At 66.2% G+C, this 21,596-nt stretch carries 17 protein-coding genes; 9 read left to right on the forward strand and 8 right to left on the reverse strand.

Annotation, left to right across the window (positions count from 1 at the left end):
- The first annotated feature begins 7 nt into the window (after positions 1-7).
- Entirely contained in the window at positions 8-1,669 is a 1,662-nt protein-coding gene (locus ACRYLO_RS11275) for a helicase HerA-like domain-containing protein (protein ID WP_482660240.1), read from the forward strand.
- Positions 1,670-1,678: 9 nt separating this feature from the next.
- On the opposite strand, the gene ACRYLO_RS11280 is transcribed toward ACRYLO_RS11275, so the two are convergent.
- The 3 genes from ACRYLO_RS11280 to queF all read right to left on the reverse strand — a co-directional run bounded on the left by ACRYLO_RS11280 (position 1,679) and on the right by queF (position 5,845).
- Positions 1,679-2,959, reverse strand: a complete 1,281-nt coding sequence (locus ACRYLO_RS11280) for a glycoside hydrolase family 130 protein (protein WP_482660241.1) — start codon at positions 2,957-2,959, stop codon at positions 1,679-1,681.
- A 41-nt stretch (positions 2,960-3,000) separates the two neighbouring features.
- Positions 3,001-5,277, reverse strand: a complete 2,277-nt coding sequence (locus ACRYLO_RS11285; RefSeq protein ID WP_482660242.1) for a glycosyltransferase family 4 protein — start codon at positions 5,275-5,277, stop codon at positions 3,001-3,003.
- A 121-nt stretch (positions 5,278-5,398) separates the two neighbouring features.
- Positions 5,399-5,845 carry a preQ(1) synthase gene (gene queF / locus ACRYLO_RS11290; RefSeq protein WP_482660243.1) on the reverse strand — a complete coding sequence of 149 codons (447 nt, stop codon included), beginning with the start codon at positions 5,843-5,845 and terminating at the stop codon, positions 5,399-5,401.
- A 30-nt stretch (positions 5,846-5,875) separates the two neighbouring features.
- On the opposite strand from queF, the gene ACRYLO_RS11295 reads away from it, so the two are divergent.
- The 5 genes from ACRYLO_RS11295 to ACRYLO_RS11315 are packed head-to-tail and all read left to right on the forward strand — an operon-like array spanning position 5,876 to position 11,954.
- The gene (locus ACRYLO_RS11295) at positions 5,876-7,420 is read left to right on the forward strand and encodes a cryptochrome/photolyase family protein (RefSeq protein ID WP_482660244.1); all 1,545 of its coding nucleotides are present in this window, start codon (positions 5,876-5,878) and stop codon (positions 7,418-7,420) included.
- A gap of 9 nt (positions 7,421-7,429) precedes the next feature.
- Positions 7,430-8,266, forward strand: coding sequence for a 3-mercaptopyruvate sulfurtransferase (sseA, locus tag ACRYLO_RS11300; RefSeq protein ID WP_482660245.1), 837 nt, complete (start codon positions 7,430-7,432; stop codon positions 8,264-8,266).
- Positions 8,263-9,456, forward strand: a complete 1,194-nt coding sequence (metC, locus tag ACRYLO_RS11305) for a cystathionine beta-lyase (RefSeq protein ID WP_482660246.1) — start codon at positions 8,263-8,265, stop codon at positions 9,454-9,456. The genes sseA and metC overlap by 4 nt, the downstream gene beginning before the upstream one ends.
- Complete coding sequence (locus tag ACRYLO_RS11310; protein WP_482660247.1) at positions 9,453-10,808, forward strand: mechanosensitive ion channel family protein; 1,356 nt, start codon at positions 9,453-9,455, stop codon at positions 10,806-10,808. The genes metC and ACRYLO_RS11310 overlap by 4 nt, the downstream gene beginning before the upstream one ends.
- A 9-nt stretch (positions 10,809-10,817) precedes the next feature.
- On the forward strand, positions 10,818-11,954 hold the full coding sequence (locus ACRYLO_RS11315) for a GNAT family N-acetyltransferase (protein WP_482660248.1): 1,137 nt from the start codon (positions 10,818-10,820) through the stop codon (positions 11,952-11,954).
- Here the strand turns inward: ACRYLO_RS11315 and ACRYLO_RS11320 are convergent.
- Genes ACRYLO_RS11320 through ACRYLO_RS11330 form a run of 3 tightly spaced genes read right to left on the reverse strand, consistent with a single transcriptional unit; the run spans position 11,951 to position 16,876 of the window.
- A complete protein-coding gene (locus ACRYLO_RS11320) occupies positions 11,951-13,657 on the reverse strand; it encodes a hypothetical protein (RefSeq protein WP_482660249.1) in 1,707 nt (568 codons plus the stop codon). The two genes, ACRYLO_RS11315 and ACRYLO_RS11320, sit on opposite strands and share 4 nt — an antisense overlap.
- Positions 13,658-13,667: 10 nt before the next feature.
- Positions 13,668-15,200 carry a hypothetical protein gene (locus ACRYLO_RS11325; RefSeq protein WP_482660250.1) on the reverse strand — a complete coding sequence of 511 codons (1,533 nt, stop codon included), beginning with the start codon at positions 15,198-15,200 and terminating at the stop codon, positions 13,668-13,670.
- The gene (locus ACRYLO_RS11330) at positions 15,197-16,876 is read right to left on the reverse strand and encodes a hypothetical protein (protein ID WP_482660251.1); all 1,680 of its coding nucleotides are present in this window, start codon (positions 16,874-16,876) and stop codon (positions 15,197-15,199) included. Before ACRYLO_RS11330 ends, ACRYLO_RS11325 begins: the two co-directional genes overlap by 4 nt.
- Positions 16,877-16,953: 77 nt before the next feature.
- Here ACRYLO_RS11330 and ACRYLO_RS11335 point away from each other — a divergent pair, with 77 nt between their 5' ends.
- A complete protein-coding gene (locus tag ACRYLO_RS11335) occupies positions 16,954-17,802 on the forward strand; it encodes a metallophosphoesterase (RefSeq protein ID WP_482660252.1) in 849 nt (282 codons plus the stop codon).
- Here the strand turns inward: ACRYLO_RS11335 and ACRYLO_RS11340 are convergent.
- Positions 17,759-18,976, reverse strand: coding sequence for an argininosuccinate synthase (locus ACRYLO_RS11340; RefSeq protein WP_482660253.1), 1,218 nt, complete (start codon positions 18,974-18,976; stop codon positions 17,759-17,761). The genes ACRYLO_RS11335 and ACRYLO_RS11340 overlap by 44 nt on opposite strands.
- 33 nt (positions 18,977-19,009) lie before the next feature.
- Positions 19,010-20,338, reverse strand: a complete 1,329-nt coding sequence (locus tag ACRYLO_RS11345) for an MATE family efflux transporter (RefSeq protein ID WP_482660254.1) — start codon at positions 20,336-20,338, stop codon at positions 19,010-19,012.
- Between the two features lie 48 nt (positions 20,339-20,386).
- On the opposite strand from ACRYLO_RS11345, the gene ACRYLO_RS11350 reads away from it, so the two are divergent.
- Both ACRYLO_RS11350 and ACRYLO_RS11355 read left to right on the forward strand, forming a co-directional pair.
- Entirely contained in the window at positions 20,387-20,809 is a 423-nt protein-coding gene (locus tag ACRYLO_RS11350; protein ID WP_482660255.1) for a DUF1801 domain-containing protein, read from the forward strand.
- A gap of 88 nt (positions 20,810-20,897) precedes the next feature.
- Positions 20,898-21,578 carry a CDP-alcohol phosphatidyltransferase family protein gene (locus ACRYLO_RS11355; RefSeq protein WP_482660256.1) on the forward strand — a complete coding sequence of 227 codons (681 nt, stop codon included), beginning with the start codon at positions 20,898-20,900 and terminating at the stop codon, positions 21,576-21,578.
- Positions 21,579-21,596 lie beyond the last annotated feature (18 nt).

Consider the following 21,596-nt stretch of genomic DNA (forward strand, 5'->3'; position numbering starts at 1 on the left):
GCGCAGCATGTCGGGTGAAGTCGATCTGTTCCTTGGCCTGGGCGGTGGCGAGCGGCAGGCGCTCGTGCTCAAGCGGGCCAATCGTCACGGCCTGATCGCCGGCGCGACCGGTACCGGCAAGACCGTGACGCTGCAGGGCCTTGCCGAAAGCTTCAGCCGTGCCGGCGTCCCGGTCTTTGCCGCCGATGTGAAGGGCGATCTGTCGGGCATGGCGATGCCCGGATCGCCGACGGCCAAGACCCACGAACTGTTCAGCAAGCGCGCCGCCGAGATCGGCGAAACCGACTGGCAATATGCCGCAGCGCCGGTGCAATTCTGGGACCTGTTCGCAGAGCAGGGCCACCCGGTGCGCACGACCGTGTCGGAGATGGGCCCACTGCTGCTCGCGCGGCTGTTAGGGCTGAACGACACGCAGGAAGGCGTGCTGACCATCGCCTTCCACGTCGCCGACGACGACGGCCTGCTGCTGCTCGACCTCGACGACCTTCAGGCGATGCTGGCCGCGTGCAGTGAACGCGCCGACGAGCTGAGCGCGCGCTACGGCAATGTCGCCAAGACCAGCGTCGGCGCGATCCAGCGGCAATTGCTCCAGCTGCGCAGCCAGGGCGGCGAGCATTTCTTCGGCGAACCGGCGCTGTCGATTCAGGATTTCATCAAGACCGACGACAATGGTCATGGCGTCGTCAACATCCTCGCCGCCGACAAGCTGATGGCCTCGCCCCGGCTCTACGCCACCTTCCTGCTGTGGCTGTTGTCCGAGCTGTTCGAATCGCTCCCCGAAGTCGGCGACCCGGACAAGCCCAAGCTCGTGTTCTTTTTCGATGAGGCACATCTGCTGTTCGAAGAAGCACCCAGGGCGCTGCTCGACAAGGTCGAACAGGTCGTCCGCCTCATCCGCTCAAAGGGCGTCGGCGTCTATTTCGTGACCCAGAACCCGATCGACATCCCCGAGGATGTCGCGGGGCAACTTGGCAACCGCGTCCAGCACGCGCTGCGCGCCTTCACCCCGCGCGAGCAGAAGGCGATCAAGGCGGCGGCGGAAACCTTCCGCGCCAATCCCGATCTGAATGTCGAAACCGCGATCACCGAGTTGAAGGTCGGCGAGGCGTTGGTGTCGGTACTGATGGCCGATGGCGCGCCGTCTCCGGTCCAGCGCACGCTGATCAAGCCGCCGCGCGGGCGCGTCGGTCCAGTGACGCCCGAGGAACGCAAGATCCTGATCGAGACCGATCTGGTCGGGTCGAAGTATGACGCGCGGGTCGATCGCGAATCCGCCGAGGAACTGCTGTCCGCCAAGGCGACCGAGGCGTCCGCCGCAGCCGCCGAATCCAAGGCGCAGGACGAAGCCGAAAAGGCCGCGCTCGCCCAGGCCAAGGACGACGCCCGCGCCGCCAAGGAGGCCGAGCGCCAGCGGCTCGCGGAGCAGCGCGAAGCCGACCGTCAGGCGCGCCTTGAGGAACAGGCCCGCCGCAAGGCCGAGCGCGAGGCGGCGAACAACCCGTGGAACCGCGCGGTCAAATCGGCGACCCAGTCCGCCTCCTCCGCCGCCGGCCGCGCGGTCGCGGGCGAAGTGTCCAAGGCGATCTTCGGCAAGAAATCCGGCGTCGGTGCCAGCGTCGTCGGCGGGATCGTGCGCGGTATCCTGGGCGGGCTGTTCAAGGGGCGGTGACGCCGCCCCTTACATCACCGCCAGCAACGACTTGATGGACACGAAGGCGAACGCAACCGAGCTGTCAGCGACGCCATAGGGGATGAAGATCGAGTCCCCATGGCGGATCGCGCCGCACGAATAGACGACGTTCGGGACGTACCCCTCACGATCCTCACTCACCGCCGCCAGGATCGGCGCGCTCGTGCGTCCGATCACCTTCGACGGATCATCCTTGTCGAGCAGCGCCGCGCCGATCGAATATTTGCGCATCGCGCCGACGCCATGGGTCAGCATCAGCCAGCCTTCGTCCAGCTCGATCGGCGGGCCGCAATTACCCATCTGCACCAGCTCCCACGGGAATTTGGGGGTGATCAGCTTCACCCCCTCGTCCCAGTGGGTCAGGCGGTCGGATTCGATCAGGAAGATATTCTCACCGTCCTGCCGCCCGATCATCATATACTTGCCGTTCACCTTGCGCGGGAACAGGCCCATGCCCTTGTTGCGCGCGGCACTGCCGCTCATCGGCACCAGGTCGAATGCGCGCCAGTCGCGGGTACGCAGCATCTCCGACTGAATCTGCGACCCGTTGTAGGCGGTGTAGGTGCCCAGCCACTCCTCGCTGCCATCGTCATGGCGGAAGTGCGTCAGGCGCATATCCTCCAGCCCGTTGGACTGGGCGCGGGTGATCGGAAACAGCAACGTGCCCGACAGCGTCGAATCGCGGTGGCGATGCACCGTGACCTTGCCCTCTGGCACATCGTCCTCGTCCCCGAACGTGTCCGCTGCCGTGGCGAAGGGCGGCTCGGGCGCGAGCGTCAGGTCGTTGGTGTCGGAGATGATCCCCTCACGGAACGCGACCGAGGAGATATGCCCCTCCCCTACCGCGCGCAGGCTCATCAGGATGCGCAAAGACCCCTTGGGCATGCCGGACTGGTCGTAATGCGGCACCGCGCTGGGGTTCATCAACGCTGCCGCCGCATAGCTATATTCGTGACAGAAATAAGCACCGATCAACTGGCGCTTCTCGTCCCCGATATTCGCACCGTCGAGGCCCATCTGCGCCTCGATCTCGTCATAGCGGGTCATGAACACGCGCCGCGTCTGCCAGTGGCGCGCCTCGAAATCCTTGAGCACCGCGTCGAGCTGTCCCCGCGCCTCGCCCGGTGACATGTCGAGCACCGCGCGCACCAGCCGCTCCATCCGCGAGGGGGCGCCATTCATCGATTGCCAGGCGATATGAAATGGCCGGACCACCACGCGCGACGGATCGGCGCGCAAGCGCAAGGGATGGTGGTAAAGATCGATCATGCGTCCCCCGGGGCCGAGCTACATTTTGCCGTCCGGTTACCCTAAGCGACGGCTTGCGCCCAACCTGCCATGTTTTGCGTGCGCTGCAACAGAGAGGACATGGCGCAATTCGCCAATTGTAGCGCCAAGATCGATTCGGCCCCCTGATTCCGGTTCAGCCCGTGCGGCGTCAAGCCATCGAAACACCCGCCATCGCCGGTGCTGGCGAGCGGCAAGTCGAGGTCGTTCTGCCCCAGATACCAGCGATAGGCCCGATGCGCCTCATCGACCCAGCGCGCTTCGCCCGTTGCGTGAAAGGCAGCGGCGCAGGCGTCGATCGTCGCCTGTGCCTCCAGCGGCTGCTGGTCGAACGGCATCGGGTCGGCATAGGCGCGACCGAAGCTTTCGGTCCCGATTGCGCGGAACCGCCCCTCGGGCGAGGTTTGCTGGTCCACGATCCAGCCCAGCGTCGACAGGCCGCATGCAATGAAGTCCGACCGGTCGAGCGCCCGCCCGGCGCGGATCAGCGCTTCGGGCAGCCGGGCGTTGTCATAGGCGAGAACGATTTCGAACCATTCCCATTCCGGTCGTCGCGCTTCATCCAGCAGCGCGACCAGTTCTTCCCCGAAACGTTCCAGCAACGTCCGCGACAGTGCGTGTCCCGGATGCGCGTCCAGCATTGCGGCTGCACCCAGCATGGCGAAAGCGCGCGCACGCGGGCTGCCGAAGTCGAACGCGATCGACGCGGTCTGGTCGAACAGGATGCGACCCCAGTCGCGATATTTGGAATCGCGCGCCTCGGCCGCAGTCACGCCGAGCGCCCACAAGGCACGCCCGTTCGAATCCTCCGACCCTTCATCCTCGCACCAGCTGCGGTCGAAGCGCATGAAATTGCGGAAGCGGCGCGTATCCGGGTTCCACGCGAACTGGACGAACGCCGCGAACACGCTGGTCCAGCGGTCGCGCTCGCTGTCGCCGATCGCGTCGATGCGGTGCATCAGGATCAGCGCGCGGGCATTGTCGTCGATGCAGTATCCGTGACGCCGGTCGGGCACGGCATAGATCGAGTGCTGAAACATGCCCGTCGAATCGCTCATCCGATCGACGCCCCGAAAATCGGTCGGCAGAACTGTCACACGTTGCGCTGGCCCCGGAATGATGCGCGGCGGCCGCGTATCGCGCACCATGCCGAGCAGCTCGGTCACCGCTTCGGCGATCCGCGGCCAAATCATCGTGCGCCCGCGCTGATAGGCACGCTGCGCCATCGCGGCGCGCGCAGCATCATCGTCGAGCAGCGCCCCGATCGCCTGCGCGAATGCACCACTGTCGCCGAACGGCACCAGCACCCCATGCTCATCCGCCAGGATCTCGGTCGCGTGGACATAGGGGGTGGACACCACCGGCTTCCCCATCGCCACGGCGTAGGACAAGGTGCCGGACGTGATCTGCGCCGGATTGGGATAAGGGGTCGCGTAGATATCGGCCGCCTGCAGATAGTCGAGCAGTTCGTGCTGTTCGACAAAGGCGTTCACGAAGGCGATGTGCCGCTCCACTCCAAGCTGCGCCGCGAGCGCGTGCAGCCGATCGCGATACGCCTCCCCCTCATGCGCGACGAGATTGGGGTGGGTCGCACCCAAAACCACATACAGCGCATCGGGATGCTTCTCGACAATCGCGGGCAACGCCTCGATCACCGTTTCGATTCCCTTGCTCGGCGCGAGCAGGCCAAAGGTCAGGATCACCTGCCGCCCATCCCAGCCGAACCGGCCCTTCATGCTGTCCGGCGCGACATAGGCGCGGTCGGGGACGCCATGCGGGATCACCACCACTTTGCGCGGGTCAACACCATGCGCGCGGCGCAGGATGTCGCGGCCCTGTTCCGCCATGACGATCACCCGGGCGGCGCGGCGCAACAAAGCCTCCATCACGCGGCGCTCGTCAGGGTTGGGTGCCTCCAATACCGTGTGCAGCGTCGCGATCACCGGCAGGCCGCTGCGGTCGAGCAGCGCCAGCAGATGATCGCCGGCCGCGCCACCGTAAATGCCATATTCGTGCTGCACCCAGATCACCTGCGCGCCCGAAGCATCGATGGCGCGCGCCGCGTCGAGATAGGCGGCGCGGTCATCCTGCGGGATCGTTGCGGTCACCGCGCTCGGGAAGTCGTAGCTGCCCGGGCGGTCGTCCATTGCATAGACATCGACCCGGATGTCGGGGAAGCGGCTGCGCATCGCCTGAAAACTGTCGGTCGTGAAGGTCGCCAGTCCGCATTTGCGGGGCAGGAAATTACCGATCAGGGCGATGTGATCGACCCGGTCCGATAACGGCGACGTTCGCGTCATCCCGAATTCCTTCGCAACAGCAACATGGATTAGCCCGGAAGTCGGGCGTGCAATCTCCAAACGTTATCGTGACAATATGGTTGCATCGATGCTGCATTGCAACATCGCTAAATCATTCAAATCAGCCGCGTCCGCGATAACCTGGAACGTCCTGCGCGGGAATCCACACGCCCGCAGGCTGCTCTCCCGATTGCCAGAACACATCGATCGGAATGCCGCCGCGCGGATACCAATAGCCGCCGATGCGCAGCCATTTGGGCTTCATTTCCTCGAACAATCGCTGGCCGATCCCGACGGTGCAATCCTCATGATACGCGCCATGGTTGCGAAAGCTGCCGAGAAAGAGTTTGAGCGACTTGGATTCGACGATCGTGTCGCCCGGCACATAATCGATCACCAGATGCGCGAAGTCCGGCGCCGCAGTGATCGGGCAGAGCGAGGTGAACTCGGGCGATACGAACCGAACGAGATAATCGCTTCCAGGACGCGGGTTGGGAACATAATCGAGCACCGCCTCTTCGGGCGATGCGGGGAGCGCGCTGGTCTGGCCTAGGAATTTGGGTGTCATGCCGCGCGATGTAGGAAAGGCGTTGCGGAAATGAAACGGGGGATCGACACGCTGATACCGGTCTTGGGCGACCAGCTCTCGTCCGGCCTGTCCGCACTGCGCGATGCCGACCCGGATACCAGCGTGATCCTGATGATGGAGGTCGCGGAGGAAGCGACCTATGTCCGCCATCACAAGAAGAAGATCGCCTTCCTGTTCGCCGCGATGCGCCACCATGCTCAGGCGTTGCGCGAGGCCGGATGGCGGGTCGATTATGTCCGCCTGGATGACCCTGACAACAGCGGCAGCCTGACCGGCGAAGTCGCCCGCGCCATCGAACGCCACCGCCCCGCGCGCATCGTCGCGACCGAGGCCGGCGAGTGGCGCGTCCGCCATGCGATGGAGCATTGGGCAGACAAGTTCGACGTACCCGTGGAAATCCGCGAAGACGACCGCTTCATCGCCAGTCATGCCGAGTTCGACGCCTGGGCCGAGGGTCGCAAGCAGCTACGCATGGAGTTTTTCTACCGCGAGATGCGGCGCAAGACCGGCCTGTTGCTCACCGAACGCGGCGAGCCGGAGGGCGGCCAGTGGAATTTCGACAAGGAAAACCGCAAGCCGGCTGCGCGTGACCTGACCATGCCGCAACCGCTGTCGTTCACGCCCGACGATCTGACGCAGGAGATGATCGCGCTGGTCGCCGATCGCTTCGCCGATCATCCCGGGACGCTCGACGGATTCGACTTCGCAGTCACCATGCAGGATGCCGAGCGGCAGCGCGCGCATTTCCTGCGCTATGCCCTGCCGCAATTCGGCGATTATCAGGACGCGATGCTGACCGATGTGCCGTTCCTGTGGCACTCGATCCTGTCGCCCTACATCAATTGCGGGCTGCTCGATCCGCTCGACCTGTGCCGTCGGGTCGAGGCGTCGTACCGCGCCGGCCACACCCCGCTCAACGCCGCCGAGGGCTTTATCCGCCAGATCATCGGCTGGCGCGAATATGTGCGCGGCATCTATTGGCGCGAGGGACCGGAATACACCGCGCGCAACTTCCTCGATGCGCGGCGGCCCCTCCCCGGCTTCTACTGGACCGGCCAGACCGACATGCACTGTATGGCGCAGGCGATCGGGCAGACGCTGCAGAACGCCTATGCCCACCATATCCAGCGGCTGATGGTAACCGGCAATTTCGCGCTGCTGATCGGCGCCGATCCGGCGGACGTCCAACGCTGGTATCTCGAAGTCTATGCCGATGCCTATGAATGGGTCGAGGCACCGAACACGCTGGGGATGAGCCAGTTTGGCGATGGCGGATTGCTGGGGTCAAAACCCTATGCGTCGTCGGGCGCCTATATCGACCGCATGTCCGATTATTGCGGGCATTGCCGCTATGACGTGAAGGCGCACACCGGCCCCAAGGCATGCCCGTTCAACGCGCTCTATTGGGACTTCCTCGTGCGCAATCGTGAGAAGCTGGGCAGCAACCAGCGGCTCGCCATGCCGTACCGCAACTGGGACCGGATGGACGCGGACACGCAACGCGCGCTGCGCGCACAGGCGAAAGCGTTTCTCGCCGGGCTGGATGAGGGCTAGGGTCGCGCGATGGACTCACTCGTTTCGACGCAATGGCTTGCCGATCATCTCGGCGACGCGGATCTTCGCATCCTCGACGCCACCTGGTTCCTGCCGGGCGAGCCACGCGACGCGGTGACGGAGTTTGCGGCGGCTCATATCCCTGGCGCAGCGTTCTTCGACATCAACGCCATCGCCGACCGCGCCAGCCCGCTGCCGACGATGCTGCCATCAGCCGAGCAATTCGCGGCGCAGGTCGGCGCACTGGGTGTGGGCGATGGCAACCGGATCGTCCTCTACGACAATGCACCGCACCACACGGCGGCGCGCGCATGGTGGATGTTCCGCAGCTTCGGCATCTCCGTCGCGCTGCTCGACGGCGGGTTCGCCAAATGGCGGGCCGAGGGGCATGCCATCGAAACCGGCTCCGTAGCTCCCGCGCCACGCACCCTGACCGCTCGCCTCGACCCCGCCGGGGCCCGCAGCATCGATCAGGTCCGCGCCAACCTCGATAGCCACGCCGAGCAGCTGGTCGACGCGCGTTCGGCGACGCGCTTTGCCGGCAGCGAGCCCGAACCGCGCCCGGGCGTCGAGCCCGGCCATATCCCCGGCAGCGCCAACCTGCCCTATTCCGAGTTCTTCAACGCCGACGGCACGTGGAAGCATGTCGCCACGCTGCGCGCCCTGTTCGAGGCGGAAGGGATTGAGGTCGAACGCCCGGTAATCACCACCTGCGGATCGGGGATCACGGCGGCGGTACCGGCGTTCGCGCTGCATCTGCTCGGACATCGCGCCGCGCTGTATGACGGAAGCTGGAGCGAATGGGGCGCAGACCCCGCTACACCCAAGGCAAAGGGAGCTGCATGAGCGGCACGGACGACAGTAAGGGTAATGGGACGAAGGTTGTCGGGGCGGGACGCCGGCCTGAGTGGACGCAGGGAATCGTCAGCCCGCCGGTGTGGCGCGCCTCGACCATTCTATATGACAGCGTCGCGCAGATGCGTGCGGCGGGCGGGCGCGATACCCACCACCGGCTCTTCTATGGCCGTCGCGGCACACCGACCCAGTGGAGCCTCGCCGACGCGCTCACCAACCTTGAGCCCGGCGCAGAGGCTACCTTCCTCTATCCCTCGGGCGTCGCCGCAGTCTCCGCCGCGCTGCTGAGCGCGCTGTCACCCGGCGACGAGCTGTTGCTCCCCGACAGCGCCTATGATCCGACGCGCAGCTTCGCGACTGGCTTTCTCGCGCGCTTTGGGGTGACGACGCGCTTTTACGATCCGATGATCGGCGGCGGCATTGCGGAGCTGATCGGCGACAAGACGCGCGCGATCCTGATGGAAAGCCCCGGCAGCCTGACCTTCGAGGTGCAGGACGTCCCCGCGATCGTTGCCGCCGCCAAAGCGCGCGGGGTGACCACCCTCATCGACAATACCTGGGCAACGCCGTTGCTGTTCCCGGTGATCGCGCTGGGTGTCGACCTGTCGATCCTGGCCTGCACCAAATATATCGTCGGCCATAGCGACGTGATGCTCGGCAGCGTCACCGCCGCGCCATCGCACTGGACCCAGCTCCGCGACACCAGCTTTGCGCTCGGCCAGACCGCCAGCCCCGACGATGCCTGGCTCGGCGCGCGGGGCCTGCGCACCATGGCGGTGCGGCTCAAGCATCACGGTGCGGCGGCGCTGGAGATCGCGCGCTGGCTGGAAACCCGGCCCGAGGTTGCCCGCGTCCTCCACCCCGCCTTGCCCTCCTGCCCCGGCCATGACCTGTTCGTGCGCGACTTCAAGGGCGCATCGGGACTGTTCAGCTTTGTCCTGCACGGCGGGACCGAAGCCGCGCGCGCCGCCTTGATCGACGGGCTGGAGCTGTTCGGCATCGGCTATAGCTGGGGCGGGTTCGAGAGCCTGGCGATCCCGATCGACCCGCAGCGGCATCGCAGCGTCACCCAATGGGAGGCTGAAGGGCTGGCGGTACGGCTGCAGATCGGGCTGGAGGATCCCGCCGACCTGATCGCCGATCTCGCCGCCGGGCTCGACCGCTTCCGGGCCGCGTCGTGACCCTGCCCAACCTCATCCCGCCCGCACTGGCGCAGTGGCTGACCGCCAACGGCATCCACGCTCCCACCCCGCCACAGCTGGTCGAGGGCGCGATTGCGGGCAGCCTCGCAATCGCCGCGCTGGCGATTGGCTGGCTCGCCGGGCGCAAGCTGGGGCCGCTCTTGACTGCATTCTGGGAGCGGCGCGTCGGCAATCATGTCGAGGGGCTGGCGCCGCGCATGCACAATGTCGTGCGACACGGCAGCGCGGCGCTGTTGCTGGCGATCATCGCCAATGCCTGGCCGTGGACGACGCTGGCGGCGATGCTGCTGGGCATCGCGCTCGGCGCGGCGACCGCGATGACGGTGATGACGGTGATGCGCGGACTGCACATGCCGCGCTGGAGCGCCTGGGCGGTCTCAGCGATCGTCTTCGTCGCGATCCTGAGCCATGCGCTCGGCGGGTTCAACGTCATCACCGACACGCTCGACCGGATCGGCGTCGATGTCGGCTCGCGCCGCCTGTCGCTGTTGGCCGCTGTCACGGTGCTGGTCACCGCCGTTGCGCTCTATGCCGGGGCGCGGCTGGTCAACCGGGTGATCGCCCATTCGATCCGCGAGGCACGCGGGTTCGACGCGACGCAAAAGCTGCTGATCCAGAAGCTCGCCAGCATCGCGGTGATCATCGTCGTCTTCCTGTTCGGAATGGACCTGCTCGGCATCGACCTGACCAGCCTTGCCGTCTTCTCGGGCGCGATGGGCCTCGCGGTCGGCTTTGGCCTGCAGAAGACCGTCGGCAATCTGATCGCCGGGATCATCCTGTTGATGGACCGCTCGATCAAGCCGGGCGACGTGATCGTGGTCGGCGACAGCTTTGGCTGGGTCAACAAGATCGGCGTGCGCGCGGTCAGCGTGATCACGCGCGACGGCAAGGAACATCTGATTCCGAACGAGAATCTGATGACGCAGGAGGTGGAGAACTGGTCCTTTTCCGACCGCAATGTCCGCGTCCGCATCCCGGTCGGCATCGCCTATGAGTCAGACGTCAAGCTGGCGCAGCAGCTGATGCTGGACGCCGCGATGGAAAGCCCGCGCGTGCTCGATTCGCCGCGGCCCAATGTCTGGCTCACCTCGTTCGGCGACTATGCGCTGGAGCACGAGATCCTCGCCTGGATCAGCGATCCCGAAGGCGGCGTCGGCAATGTAAAGAGCGACGTGCTCAACCGCCTGTGGGTCAAGTTTCAGGAACACGGCATCGAAATCCCCTTCCCGCAACAGGTGCTCCACTTCCGCAGCAGCAAGGGCGACCGCATCGGCAGCGTCGCCGGCGTGCGCAGCGAAACGCCGGTTGGCGGACTAGAGGATGCTCCCTAGATACAGCGCGTGCCGGAACCCATTTCAGCCCGCATCGCCGAAGGAGTCGCGTCGATCCCGGCGGCGCAGTGGGATGCGTGCGCGGGCGACGGTAATCCGTTCCTCAGCCACGCATTTCTCTCCGCGCTGGAAGCATCGGGATCGGTCGGACCGGCAACCGGGTGGCAATCGCTGCCCGTCGTGATCGAGGATGCAGACGGCGTCCCCGCCGCGATCGCCCCGGCCTATGCCAAGAGCCACAGCCAAGGCGAATATGTGTTCGATCACGCCTGGGCCGACGCCTATGAGCGTGCGGGCGGCCGCTATTACCCCAAGATTCAGCTGGCAGCCCCCTTCACCCCCGTCCCCGGCCCGCGCCTGCTGCTGCGCGATCCGGCGCTGGCTCCGGCGCTGATCGCGGGGATCGAGGCGCTGACCGACACCAACCGCCTGTCATCGGCGCATGCGACCTTTGTCGACGAAGACCAGCTGCCGTTGTTCGAGCAGGCCGGCTGGCTGGTGCGCGCGGGAACGCAATTCCACTGGCACAATCGCGATTATGCCGATTTCGACGCCTTCCTGTCCGACCTGTCCTCCCGCAAGCGCAAGGCGATCCGCAAGGAGCGCGCGCGCGCGGTCGAGGGGTTGACGATCCGGCACCTCACTGGCGCGGAGATTACCGAGGCGCATTGGGACGCCTTCTGGGTCTTCTATCAGGACACCGGCAGCCGCAAATGGGGGCGGCCCTATCTCACGCGCAGCTTCTTCTCGCTGCTCGGCGAAACGATGGGCGATCGCGTGCTGCTGATGCTGGCCGAGCGTGACGGTCGTCCGATCGCGGGCGCGCTCAACCTGATCGGCGCGGATACGCTCTATGGTCGCTATTGGGGCTGCGTCGAGGACGTGCCCTATCTGCATTTCGAGCTGTGCTATTATCAGGCGATCGACGCGGCGATCGCGCGCGGCCTGGCGCGGGTCGAGGCGGGCGCGCAGGGGGAGCACAAGCTGGCGCGCGGCTATGCGCCCGTCACCACCTGGTCGGCGCATTACATCCCTGATCCGGGCTTTCGCCGCGCCATCGCCGATTATCTGGCGCATGAGCGCGAAGCCGTGGCGCAGGAACAGGACTATCTGGGCGAACTCGCCCCGTTCCGACGCGGCGCCTAAGCCTTTTTCTGCGCCGCCTTCCAGGCTTCCATCTGCTTCTTCTTGTCGCGCTCCAGAAACTCGCGAATGTTCTGGATCTGCTTGCGATAGGGGCCAAGATCCTCGGCGTTCAGCTCTGCCGCCGGCTGGCCATGGTCGATCTTGAACAGCGCGCTGTTGCCGTCGCGCCACACCGGGATCAGCCCCGCCTCAAGCCGCTTGTCGTACGGCGGCGGGCTGATCACCCACAGATAGTCATAGGCATGGCGCGGGAAACGCGCGAGGCTGACCGCCACCGGCCGCCACCATTCGCGCGGGCATTTGGTGTCGGTGACGATCTGTGACGGATCATGGCTGAACCCACGCGCCTGTTTGTAGCGGACGGTTAGCAGCTGCCCCCCGGCCATCGACCATTGGTCGTTGGTATAGGCCAGCTTCCGCACCATCGCCATGCCGGGCAGATGTTGCAGCCGGGTCATCGTCCATTCGTTGTAGCAGGTCTCCCCGACAAAGCTCAGCAGCCGCGCCCCCTCCGGCACATGCTCCAGCGCCGCAAGTTCGCGGTCATAGGATTTGTCGTAGAGATAGTTGCTGTACGTCGTCGTCCCCATGCGGACGAGGAAGAAGGCGAGCCCCGCCATCGCCAGCACGCTCGCGCCCCGGATCGTCATGCCGGGCCTGGGCCGCAGCGCGATCACCGCAATCGCGATCATGTAGGGCGCGAGCCGCATATCGGCATAGGCCGATCCGAACACGACGCGCGGCAACAGGATGAACACCACGATCAGAAACAGCGCCGAAATGCCCAGGTGCCGCGAATATTCGATATTGGGGTCGCGCAGCCCCTTGAGCAGCACCAGGAACAGCACGCCGACACAGGCAATGTCGAACAGCTGCCACCGGTCGCGCAGCACCATCATCACCCACCAGATCTTGGCGCGCCAGTTGAACCAGTCGCCAGTCTGGCCACTGACATCGCCCGCGCTGCGCCACATCAGCATCAGCACGGCGGCGGGTACCAGCGACAGGCAGTGGATGCCCGCCATGAACCACGGCACGACCCAGCTCTGTACGAAATTCTCGCGCCAGTTTCCGGAGGACGGCCGACGCAAGTCATGTTGGCGGATCAGCTCGGCGGCGAAGCACATCACGCCCAGCGTGCCCCAGCCAAAGGTATGCGTGACCCAGATCAGCATGCCGATCGGCACGAAGAGCACCGCGCGCAGCCGCACCTTGCCCAGACGTGCCAGCCGCAGCCACAGCGCAAAGGCGTTGAGCGCCAGCGCCATCGACAGCGCGAAATTGGCAAAACCGAAATGGAACGCGTAATTATAGGCGAGCGGCAGCGCGAACAATGCGGTCGCGGGGATGCGCCCATGCACCTCGCGCGCGATCCACAGCAAGCCGGTGACGGTCAGCACCGGAATGGTGATCACGATCAGCTTGACCGCCAGTTCCAGCCCGAAAATCGGTTCCAGCGGAATGATCAGCAGGTCGAGCCCGAGATTGCCGATCAGACTCCATTCGAAATTGTACCAGTCCTTCAGCCACGGCACCGCCTCATGGCTCAGCTGGACGCGATACCGCGCCATATGGCCGGGCAGGTCGACCTGTGGCGGAATGTCCGGCCACAGCAACGGGATCGCCGCCGCCAGCGCCGCGAACAGCACGAACCAGCGCGTCTGCCACCAGTGCAGCGTTTCGGTCTGAAATCCCCCTTGCATCCAACTGCCTTTACTGCGGCGCAGCGGCTGCGGGCAAGCGGCTTGCCGAACGATCGATCGCATAGAGCGCCGAACCATCCTGTTTCCAGACAAGGTTCAGGCCGCGCAGCGATTGCGGAGCCGTCGGCGCGTCGATCAGCCAGACATGGGTGAACGCGTCACGCGGGAATGCCGCCAGCGCGCGGTCGCGAGGGAGGAGGTTGGGATCGTGCGGACAGGCGGTCTCGACCGAAATCTGCGAGGGATCATGCGCGAAATAGCCGAGCGGAAGCGTCACGCGCAGCAGCGGTGCGCCCTCCATCCGCCACTGATCATTGGCAAAGGCGGCGCGGCGTGCGGTGGCAAAGGCGGGAAGGTGCGTGCGGCGGCTATGCGCCCAGGGCTGATCGCAGCCATCGCCGACCAGCGCGAACACGCGCGCGCCGCGCGGCAAGGCATCGAGCGCAATCAGCTCGCGCCGCCAATCGGCATCGTAGAGCGCGAAGCTGGCGGTGGTGGCAATCGTCCGGATCAGGAAAAAGGCGAGGCCGACCAGCGCGATCATCCGGATCGGCGCGCCGTCCCGCGGCACCAGCCCGGCAAGCGCAACGGCAAAGGCAAAGGGCAGCAACCGCAGATCGGCATAGGCCGACCCGAGCAGCGTGAACGGCAGCAGCAGAAAGGCGAGCAGGGTCAATCCAGCGGCGGTCGCAGCCTGCGACGTGAACCGCCCCGCCTGTCCCCGGATCCCAGCATAGACCGCCATCACGATCACCAGCAACGCGGGCAGGTCTAGCCACATCCACCGATCGCGCAACACGCTGCCCAGCCCCTTGAGCTTGGCGATCAGGTCAAAGAAGCGCCCAGTGTCGGCTGGCGCTCCCCCGCCCCGCCAGACGAGCATCGCGAGAACTGGCGGTGCAAGCGGAAGCGATGCGATGGCGGCGTCGAATGCAGCGCGCAGGATCGTCCGGTCCTTGGCCCGCGCGGCCCATTCGCCCGCAAAGACGAACAGGCCCAGCATCGCCCAACCCATCGCATGGCACGTCCACACCATCAGCCCGAACGGCACGAAGATCGCGGCGCGCAGTCCGATCCGGTTCAGCCTGCCCAGCCTGAGCCAGAGCGCCCAGCCGCCGAGCGCGAGCGCCATGGCGAGGCAATAGTTCACGAACCCGAACTGGAACGGATAGCTATATGCCAGCGGTAGCGCGAACGGGGCCCACGGACTCACCCGCCCAGTCAGCTCGCGGCTGAGCCAGAGGAGCGCGCCGGTGGTCAGCGCCGGTATCGCGATCACCACCAGCTTCACTGCGGGTTCGAGGCCCAGGACAGGGCCGAGCGCGGCGACCAGCAGGTCGATACCCAGATTGCCAACCAGCCGCCATTCGAAGCTGTAATAACGATCGAGAAGGGCCGCCTCGTCCCCCAGCATCACGCGATACCGCCCGATATGCCCGGGCAGGTCGGTCAGCGGCGGCACGGCGGGCCACAGCAATGGCAGCGCCGCGAGCAACATCGCGGCGGCCATGAACCAGCGGCTTTCCCACCAACGTCCGCTCATGGCTCCGCCCGATAGACGGTCGCGCCCGGCGCAACCGGGGACAGCCACTCCGGCGGCGTCCCCGCACGCAATGCGGCGCGCAGCGATCCAGCGGGCGGGGCACCCAGCTCATCCCACGCCCCGCCGCAATCGGCGATCAGGTCGACCCGCGACTCTCCTGCCGCGACCCGCGCCGCGCCAACCGGCAGGTCCACCAGCCGATAGACCGCGAGATTGCCCTGCGCATTCCGATGATAGGGCGCGGCGAGGATGTTGTGCCGCGTCTCGACCAGTGCATAGGCGCCCAGATCGATCGGCGCGGCAACCGTCCCGGCGGGTTGCGCGCGAAGCTGCGCCAGCACCCCTGCGCCATCGCAGGTGGCGGCGGGTGCGGGCGGCGCGACAAGACTGCCCAGCGCCGGGTAGAGGAACCCCGCCGACGCGATCCACGTCGCCGCCAGCGCCAGCGGCCCGCGCTCGCGTGCATGGGCGATCAGCGCCGCCAATCCCGGAGCGGCGAGCAGCGTCCCGGCATAGATGCCACGTAACTGCACCAGCGCGAGCGCAAGCGCCGCCAGCTGGAACCCCGCCAGCACCGCCCAGCCCGTGTCGCGCGTCCGCCGCCACTGCCACGCTGTCGCGGCCAGCCCGGCCAGCGCCAGTCCGACATAGCCGATCGCATGATCCAGCGGCGCGGCGAACAGCGGCTGCGCCTCCGCCACCCGCGCCAGCCACAGCCGCTCGAGCAATGGATCGACCGCGCCATAGGGCGATAGGCACGCGGGCGAGAGGGTGAGCGCAACAGCGAGCATCACGCCGCCCAGTATGACAGCGGCGCCCAGCCTTAACCGGGGCGCGTCAAGCCAGCGCCCCGCAAGCGCAAGTCCGACCGGAACCAGCGCGGCGACCTGCGCCGCCCGCCACAACAGCGCGGCAAAGGCGTCGCAGCTGGCCACATCCCAGCCGCTCGTGCGGAACAACAACGCGGCCAGCGCGAGGCCAAGAGCCAGCGCAACGCCGTAGCCCAGCATCCGGGGCCGCTCACCTTCGCCCTCGAAGGCCCAGCGCAAAACCAGCACCCCGCCGCCCAGCGCCAGGAACGGCGCAGTCTCCATCCCCACCACCAGCGATGCGACGCTCGCCGCGCCCGCCGCAACGCCGGTACGCCACCCGCCGGGGCCGATCACGGCGCGGACGAGGATCAGCAGCAACACCAGCTGCAACCCATGATGATCGATCCGCCCGGGCAGGAACAGCGCACTCGCCGGATAGGCCAGCGCGGCGACAATCACCGCCACCGATGCCGAAACCATGAGCTTCCGCGCAATTGCCGCGACGAGCATCAATGCGGCGGCGAACAACAACAACGGCCACAGGATCACCGCGACCAGCTCCGCTACATGTGCGCCGGTCATCGGGGTCAGCAGCGCAATGACCGCCCCGGGCACCAGATCGGGCAGCCGCGACCAATGCATCTCCAGCCCCGCCGCGCCCAGCCGATGCTGCGCCAGATCGCCAAACCCCTGGCCACCCAGCCAGTCGCGGATCTGCTGTAACCGCATCACATCATCGGTATCGGGCAGCCGCAGCGCCGACAGCGCCGCCCAGTCCCGCCACGCCCAGGCGGCAGCAAGCAGCAGCGCCAGCGCCGCCGCAACTGCATTATCGCGCCAGACTGTGGATCGCCCCGCCCCCATGGGCACTCGCTATCCCATTCCGGTTAACGTTCGTCGAGCGCCATTGCGAACCCCGCCCGTGCGGTTAGGCTTGGCGAATGAAGCGCATCATCCTGATCTGCCTGTTCCTCGGCCTTGCGCTGACCGGCTATGGCTATTGGGGTGCCCTGCGCGACCCGACCGTGCGAACGGCAACGATCGAAATGACGGATTGGCGGGAAGGGCAGGCACCACTGCGTGTCGCACTTCTCAGCGACTTGCATGTCGCCGGTCCCGACATGCCACCCGAACGACTGGCGCGGATCGTGACACAGGTGAACGCGCTCAAGCCCGATCTGGTGCTGATCGCGGGAGATCTGGTCAGCGACAAGCGGGTGTCGACGCACCGTTACAGCGAAGATGAGGCCGTCGCCCCGCTCGGCGCACTGCGTGCGCCGCAGGGCGTCGTCGCGGTGCTCGGCAATCACGATCATTGGCGCAACACCGCCGGGATGCTTCGCGCGCTGGAAGCGAACCGGGTCATCGTGTTGCGCAACAGCGTCATCGCGCGCGCCGGGGTAATCCTTGCCGGGGCGGATGACGACTTTACCGGCCGCGCCGATCCGGCGGCGCTGATCCGCGCAGTAGCTCCGCTCAAGGGGCCGGTGGTGACGCTCAGCCATTCGCCCGATATCGTGCCGGAACTACCCCAGCGCTTCGGGCTGGTGCTCGCCGGGCACACGCATTGTGGCCAGATCGCGCTGCCGCTGATCGGGCGGCCCGCCAGCATGTCGCGCTATGGCGACCGGTTCGCCTGCGGCCTGATCCGCGAAGGCGACCGCACCATCGTGGTCAGCGCGGGGCTGGGCACCAGCGTGCTGCCGGTCCGTATTGGCGCCCCGCCCGACCTGTGGCTCCTGGAGCTTAAGCCCCGCGCCGCCCCAGCAACCGCAGCCGCAGCGCGTTGAGCTTGATGAACCCCGCTGCGTCGCGCTGGTCGTACGCGCCCTGGTCGTCTTCGAACGTCACGACCTTTTCGCTGTACAGCGAATAGGGCGACTTACGGCCGACCACATACACCCCGCCCTTGTACAGTTTCAGCCGCACGGTCCCGGCGACCTTCGCTTGCGAATAGTCGATCGCCGCCTGCATCATCTCGCGCTCGGGCGCGAACCAGAAGCCGTTATAGATCATCTCGGCATAGCGCGGCGCCCATTCGTCCTTCAGGTGCGCGGCGCCGCGGTCGAGCGTGATGCTCTCGATCCCGCGATGCGCGAGGTGATAGATCGTGCCGCCCGGCGTCTCGTACATGCCACGCGACTTCATGCCGACAAAGCGGTTCTCGACCAGATCGAGCCGGCCGATACCATGCTTGCGGCCAAGATCGTTGAGCGCCGCCAGCAGCGTCGCGGGCGACATCGCCACGCCGTTCAGCGCGATGCCATCGCCCTTCTCGAAATCGATCGTGATATATTCGGGCGTGTCCGGCGCATCCTCCGGGTTGACCGTGCGCGAATAGACATAGTCGGGCGTCTCGTCCCACGGATCCTCGAGCACCTTGCCCTCCGACGAGGTGTGCAACAGGTTCGCGTCGGTCGAGAACGGCGCTTCGCCGCGCTTGTCCTTGCTCACCTGGATCTGGTGCTGTTCGGCAAATTCGATCAGCTTGGTGCGGCTGGTCAAATCCCATTCGCGCCACGGCGCGATCACCTTGATGTCCGGGTTCAGCGCATAGGCCGACAGTTCGAAACGGACCTGGTCATTGCCCTTGCCGGTCGCGCCATGGCTGACCGCATCGGCATTCACTTCCTTGGCGATCTCGATCAGCCGCTTGGAGATCAGCGGCCGCGCGATCGACGTGCCGAGCAGGTACAGCCCCTCATACAGCGCATTGGCGCGCATCATCGGGAACACGAAATCGCGGACGAACTCCTCACGCAGGTCGTCGATATAGATGTGCTCGGGCTTCACCCCGGCGTTCAGCGCCTTTTGCCGCGCAGGCTCCAGCTCCTCGCCCTGCCCCAGATCGGCGGTGAAGGTCACCACCTCGCACTGATATTCCTGCTGCAGCCATTTCAGGATCACGCTGGTGTCGAGACCGCCCGAATAGGCAAGCACCACGCGATTGATCTTGTCGGCCATGTCTTCAGCTCCTGAACGCAATTTGCGGGCGCTCTACGTCCGGGGGGACGGTTCCGCAACACCGGCGAACAGCCGGGGCAAATGGATGGCGAGCAACCCCGCGCGAAACCCATAGCTCGCCAGCAGCGCCAGCCAGAGTCCCGTGGCACCGAACGGGCGGAGCAGCAGGTCGGTCGCGATGTACAGCGCCGTCGCCAATATCGCGGCATTGCGCAGCGCCCGCCCTTGTGTCGCGCCGATGAACACCCCGTCGAGCAGCCAGGCCGGAACGCCAACAATCGCGGCCAGCGCGGCGAGCGGCAGCACCGCGCGTGCCGCCTCCCGCACCGCTGCGTTGGTCGTGAGCAGATCGATCAGCGCCCCGCCAAGGACCAACGCCGCCAGTGTGGCGAGCAATCCGAAGCCGATGGAGAACTCCCCCGTCAGCCGGATCGCGCGCCTCAATTCGCCCCGCGAGCCCTTCCCTACCGCCTGCCCCACGCGCGACTCGGCGGTGAAGGCGAAGCCATCGAGGACAAAGGCAAAGATGCTGACCAGCTGCATCAGCACATGGTTGGCAGCGAGTTGGACGGTGCCCAGCCGCGCCCCGGCATTGGCCAGCCACAGGAACAGCGCCAGCAACGCAATGGTGCGCACCATGATGTCGGCATTGACCGCGAACAGTCGCCGCCACGCCGCGCGCTCAAAGAACCCGGCGCGCTGCCCCAGCAACGCGCGCGGCCCCGCGATGCGGACCACCAACACCAGTCCCGCGACCAGCCCGACCCATTCGGCAATCGCGGTGCCCAACCCAATGCCGCGCGCACCCATGCCGAACTGCCATACGAACAGCATGTCCAAACCAGCATTGACCAGGTTCACAAGGATTTGCAGTGCCAGCGTTTCGCGCGTCCGACCCAGACCGAACAGCCAGCCATTGATCGCATAAAAGCCGAGCGCGGCTGGGGCGCCGAGGAACCGCGCCGTGACGAACTCCCGCGCCGCCGCATCGAGCGCACCGCCTCCTGCGAGCAACGCGAAGGCGAGCGGGACGATCATGATCTGCAGCGCCACCAGCACCGCACCGATCCCCAGCCCCGCCGCCACTCCGCGCAGCAGCAGCCCGTCGACCTCTTCGCGCGCGCCCCGGCCATGCGCCTGCGCGGTCAGCCCGGTCATGCCCATGCGCAGAAAGCCGAACGCCCAGAAGATGAAACTGATGATCGCCGTCCCCAGCGCCACCCCGGCCAGCGCGGCGGCATCGCCGGTCCAGCCGATCACTGCGGTGTCGACCAGCCCGACCAACGGCACCGTCGTCTGCCCCAGCATGATCGGCCAGGCTTGCGCCAGGATCGAATGACGGGTGAGCGGGGCCAATTGCATCGCCGCCCTGTGCGGCTAGACTTGCGGAAAATCCAGCGAGGTCGTGCCATGGCAGAGATCAAGACCAAGCCCACCCCGGTCAGTGTCGCCGCATTTATCGACGCGGTCGAAAACCCGGTTCGCCGCGACGATGCTAAGGCGGTCTGCGCGATGCTGGAGCGGATTACCGGCGAACCGCCCAAGATGTGGGGGCCGTCGATCGTCGGCTTTGGCAGCTACCATTATAAATATGACAGCGGTCGCGAAGGCGATATGTGCCGCCTCGGCTTTTCGCCGCGCAAGGCTGAGCTGGTTCTCTACATTCTGACCGGCGAACCCGATGAAGCGGAAAAGCTCGCGCGTCTGGGCAAGCACAGGACCGGACAGTCATGCCTCTACATCAAGAAGCTGGCAGAAGTGGACATGACGGTGCTGGAGGACATCGCGCGCGACACGCTATCCCATATGAACCGCAAATATCCGCAGAACTGAGCGCCGTATCGCTCGGACCGGCTGAATCGGGACGCACTCCGTCGATTCACGCCATTGCCCCGCGCCCACGCATGGGCGATAGGGAATTATGACAGATCTGCGACAGGCACCCCCTGCACTCGATCGGATTCAGCAAAATTGGCTGGCCGCAGGCGAACGCCGCATTCTCAACTGGCTGTGCGCCCATATGCCCCGTGCGATCACGCCCGATATCCTGACCGCGACCGGGATGATCGGCGCGGTGATGGTGTTCGTCGGTTATGTCGCCAGCAATTGGGGCGTGGCCTGGCTCACCGTTTCGCTCGTCGGCTATGCAGTGCAATGGTTCGGCGACTCGCTCGACGGCAGCCTCGCGCGCTGGCGGCGGATCGAGCGCCCATCCTATGGCTATTTCATCGACCATAGCTGCGACGGGCTCGCCAATCTGCTGATCGTCGCGGGCATCGGGCTCAGCCCGTTCGTGACGATGGACGTCGCGATGATCGCGCTGGCAGGCTACCTGCTGATGTCGATCCACGCATTCCTGTCGGCGCGGGTCGTCGGCGAATTGCGCCTGTCCTACCTTGCCGCAGGCCCTACCGAATTGCGGCTGATGCTGATCGGCATGACCGTGATGATGATGGTGCTGGGGCCGGATCGCGGGCTGTTCGGCGTCATCTCGGGCTTCGACCTGTTCGTCGGGGGCATCGGCGCGATCCTGATCCTGTTGTTCCTGGGACAGACGATCGCGACCGGACGGCGGCTCGCAGCGCTGGAACGTCGGCCGTAAGCACGGTTCACACCTGGC

The sequence above is a fragment of the Sphingomonas sp. SDUR79 genome (assembly GCF_056821745.1).

What these genes read in the sequence shown, in the direction of transcription:
- ACRYLO_RS11280 (WP_482660241.1), bottom strand. Translation starts at nt 2,959, where the DNA reads ATGATCGATCTTTACCACCATCCCTTGCGCTTGCGCGCCGATCCGTCG.
- ACRYLO_RS11275 (WP_482660240.1), top strand. Translation starts at nt 8, where the DNA reads ATGTCGGGTGAAGTCGATCTGTTCCTTGGCCTGGGCGGTGGCGAGCGG.
- ACRYLO_RS11320 (WP_482660249.1), bottom strand. Translation starts at nt 13,657, where the DNA reads ATGCAAGGGGGATTTCAGACCGAAACGCTGCACTGGTGGCAGACGCGC.
- ACRYLO_RS11295 (WP_482660244.1), top strand. Translation starts at nt 5,876, where the DNA reads ATGAAACGGGGGATCGACACGCTGATACCGGTCTTGGGCGACCAGCTC.
- sseA (WP_482660245.1), top strand. Translation starts at nt 7,430, where the DNA reads ATGGACTCACTCGTTTCGACGCAATGGCTTGCCGATCATCTCGGCGAC.
- ACRYLO_RS11325 (WP_482660250.1), bottom strand. Translation starts at nt 15,200, where the DNA reads ATGAGCGGACGTTGGTGGGAAAGCCGCTGGTTCATGGCCGCCGCGATG.
- ACRYLO_RS11330 (WP_482660251.1), bottom strand. Translation starts at nt 16,876, where the DNA reads ATGGGGGCGGGGCGATCCACAGTCTGGCGCGATAATGCAGTTGCGGCG.
- metC (WP_482660246.1), top strand. Translation starts at nt 8,263, where the DNA reads ATGAGCGGCACGGACGACAGTAAGGGTAATGGGACGAAGGTTGTCGGG.
- ACRYLO_RS11340 (WP_482660253.1), bottom strand. Translation starts at nt 18,976, where the DNA reads ATGGCCGACAAGATCAATCGCGTGGTGCTTGCCTATTCGGGCGGTCTC.
- ACRYLO_RS11285 (WP_482660242.1), bottom strand. Translation starts at nt 5,277, where the DNA reads ATGACGCGAACGTCGCCGTTATCGGACCGGGTCGATCACATCGCCCTG.
- ACRYLO_RS11355 (WP_482660256.1), top strand. Translation starts at nt 20,898, where the DNA reads ATGACAGATCTGCGACAGGCACCCCCTGCACTCGATCGGATTCAGCAA.
- ACRYLO_RS11345 (WP_482660254.1), bottom strand. Translation starts at nt 20,338, where the DNA reads ATGCAATTGGCCCCGCTCACCCGTCATTCGATCCTGGCGCAAGCCTGG.
- queF (WP_482660243.1), bottom strand. Translation starts at nt 5,845, where the DNA reads ATGACACCCAAATTCCTAGGCCAGACCAGCGCGCTCCCCGCATCGCCC.
- ACRYLO_RS11350 (WP_482660255.1), top strand. Translation starts at nt 20,387, where the DNA reads ATGGCAGAGATCAAGACCAAGCCCACCCCGGTCAGTGTCGCCGCATTT.
- ACRYLO_RS11335 (WP_482660252.1), top strand. Translation starts at nt 16,954, where the DNA reads ATGAAGCGCATCATCCTGATCTGCCTGTTCCTCGGCCTTGCGCTGACC.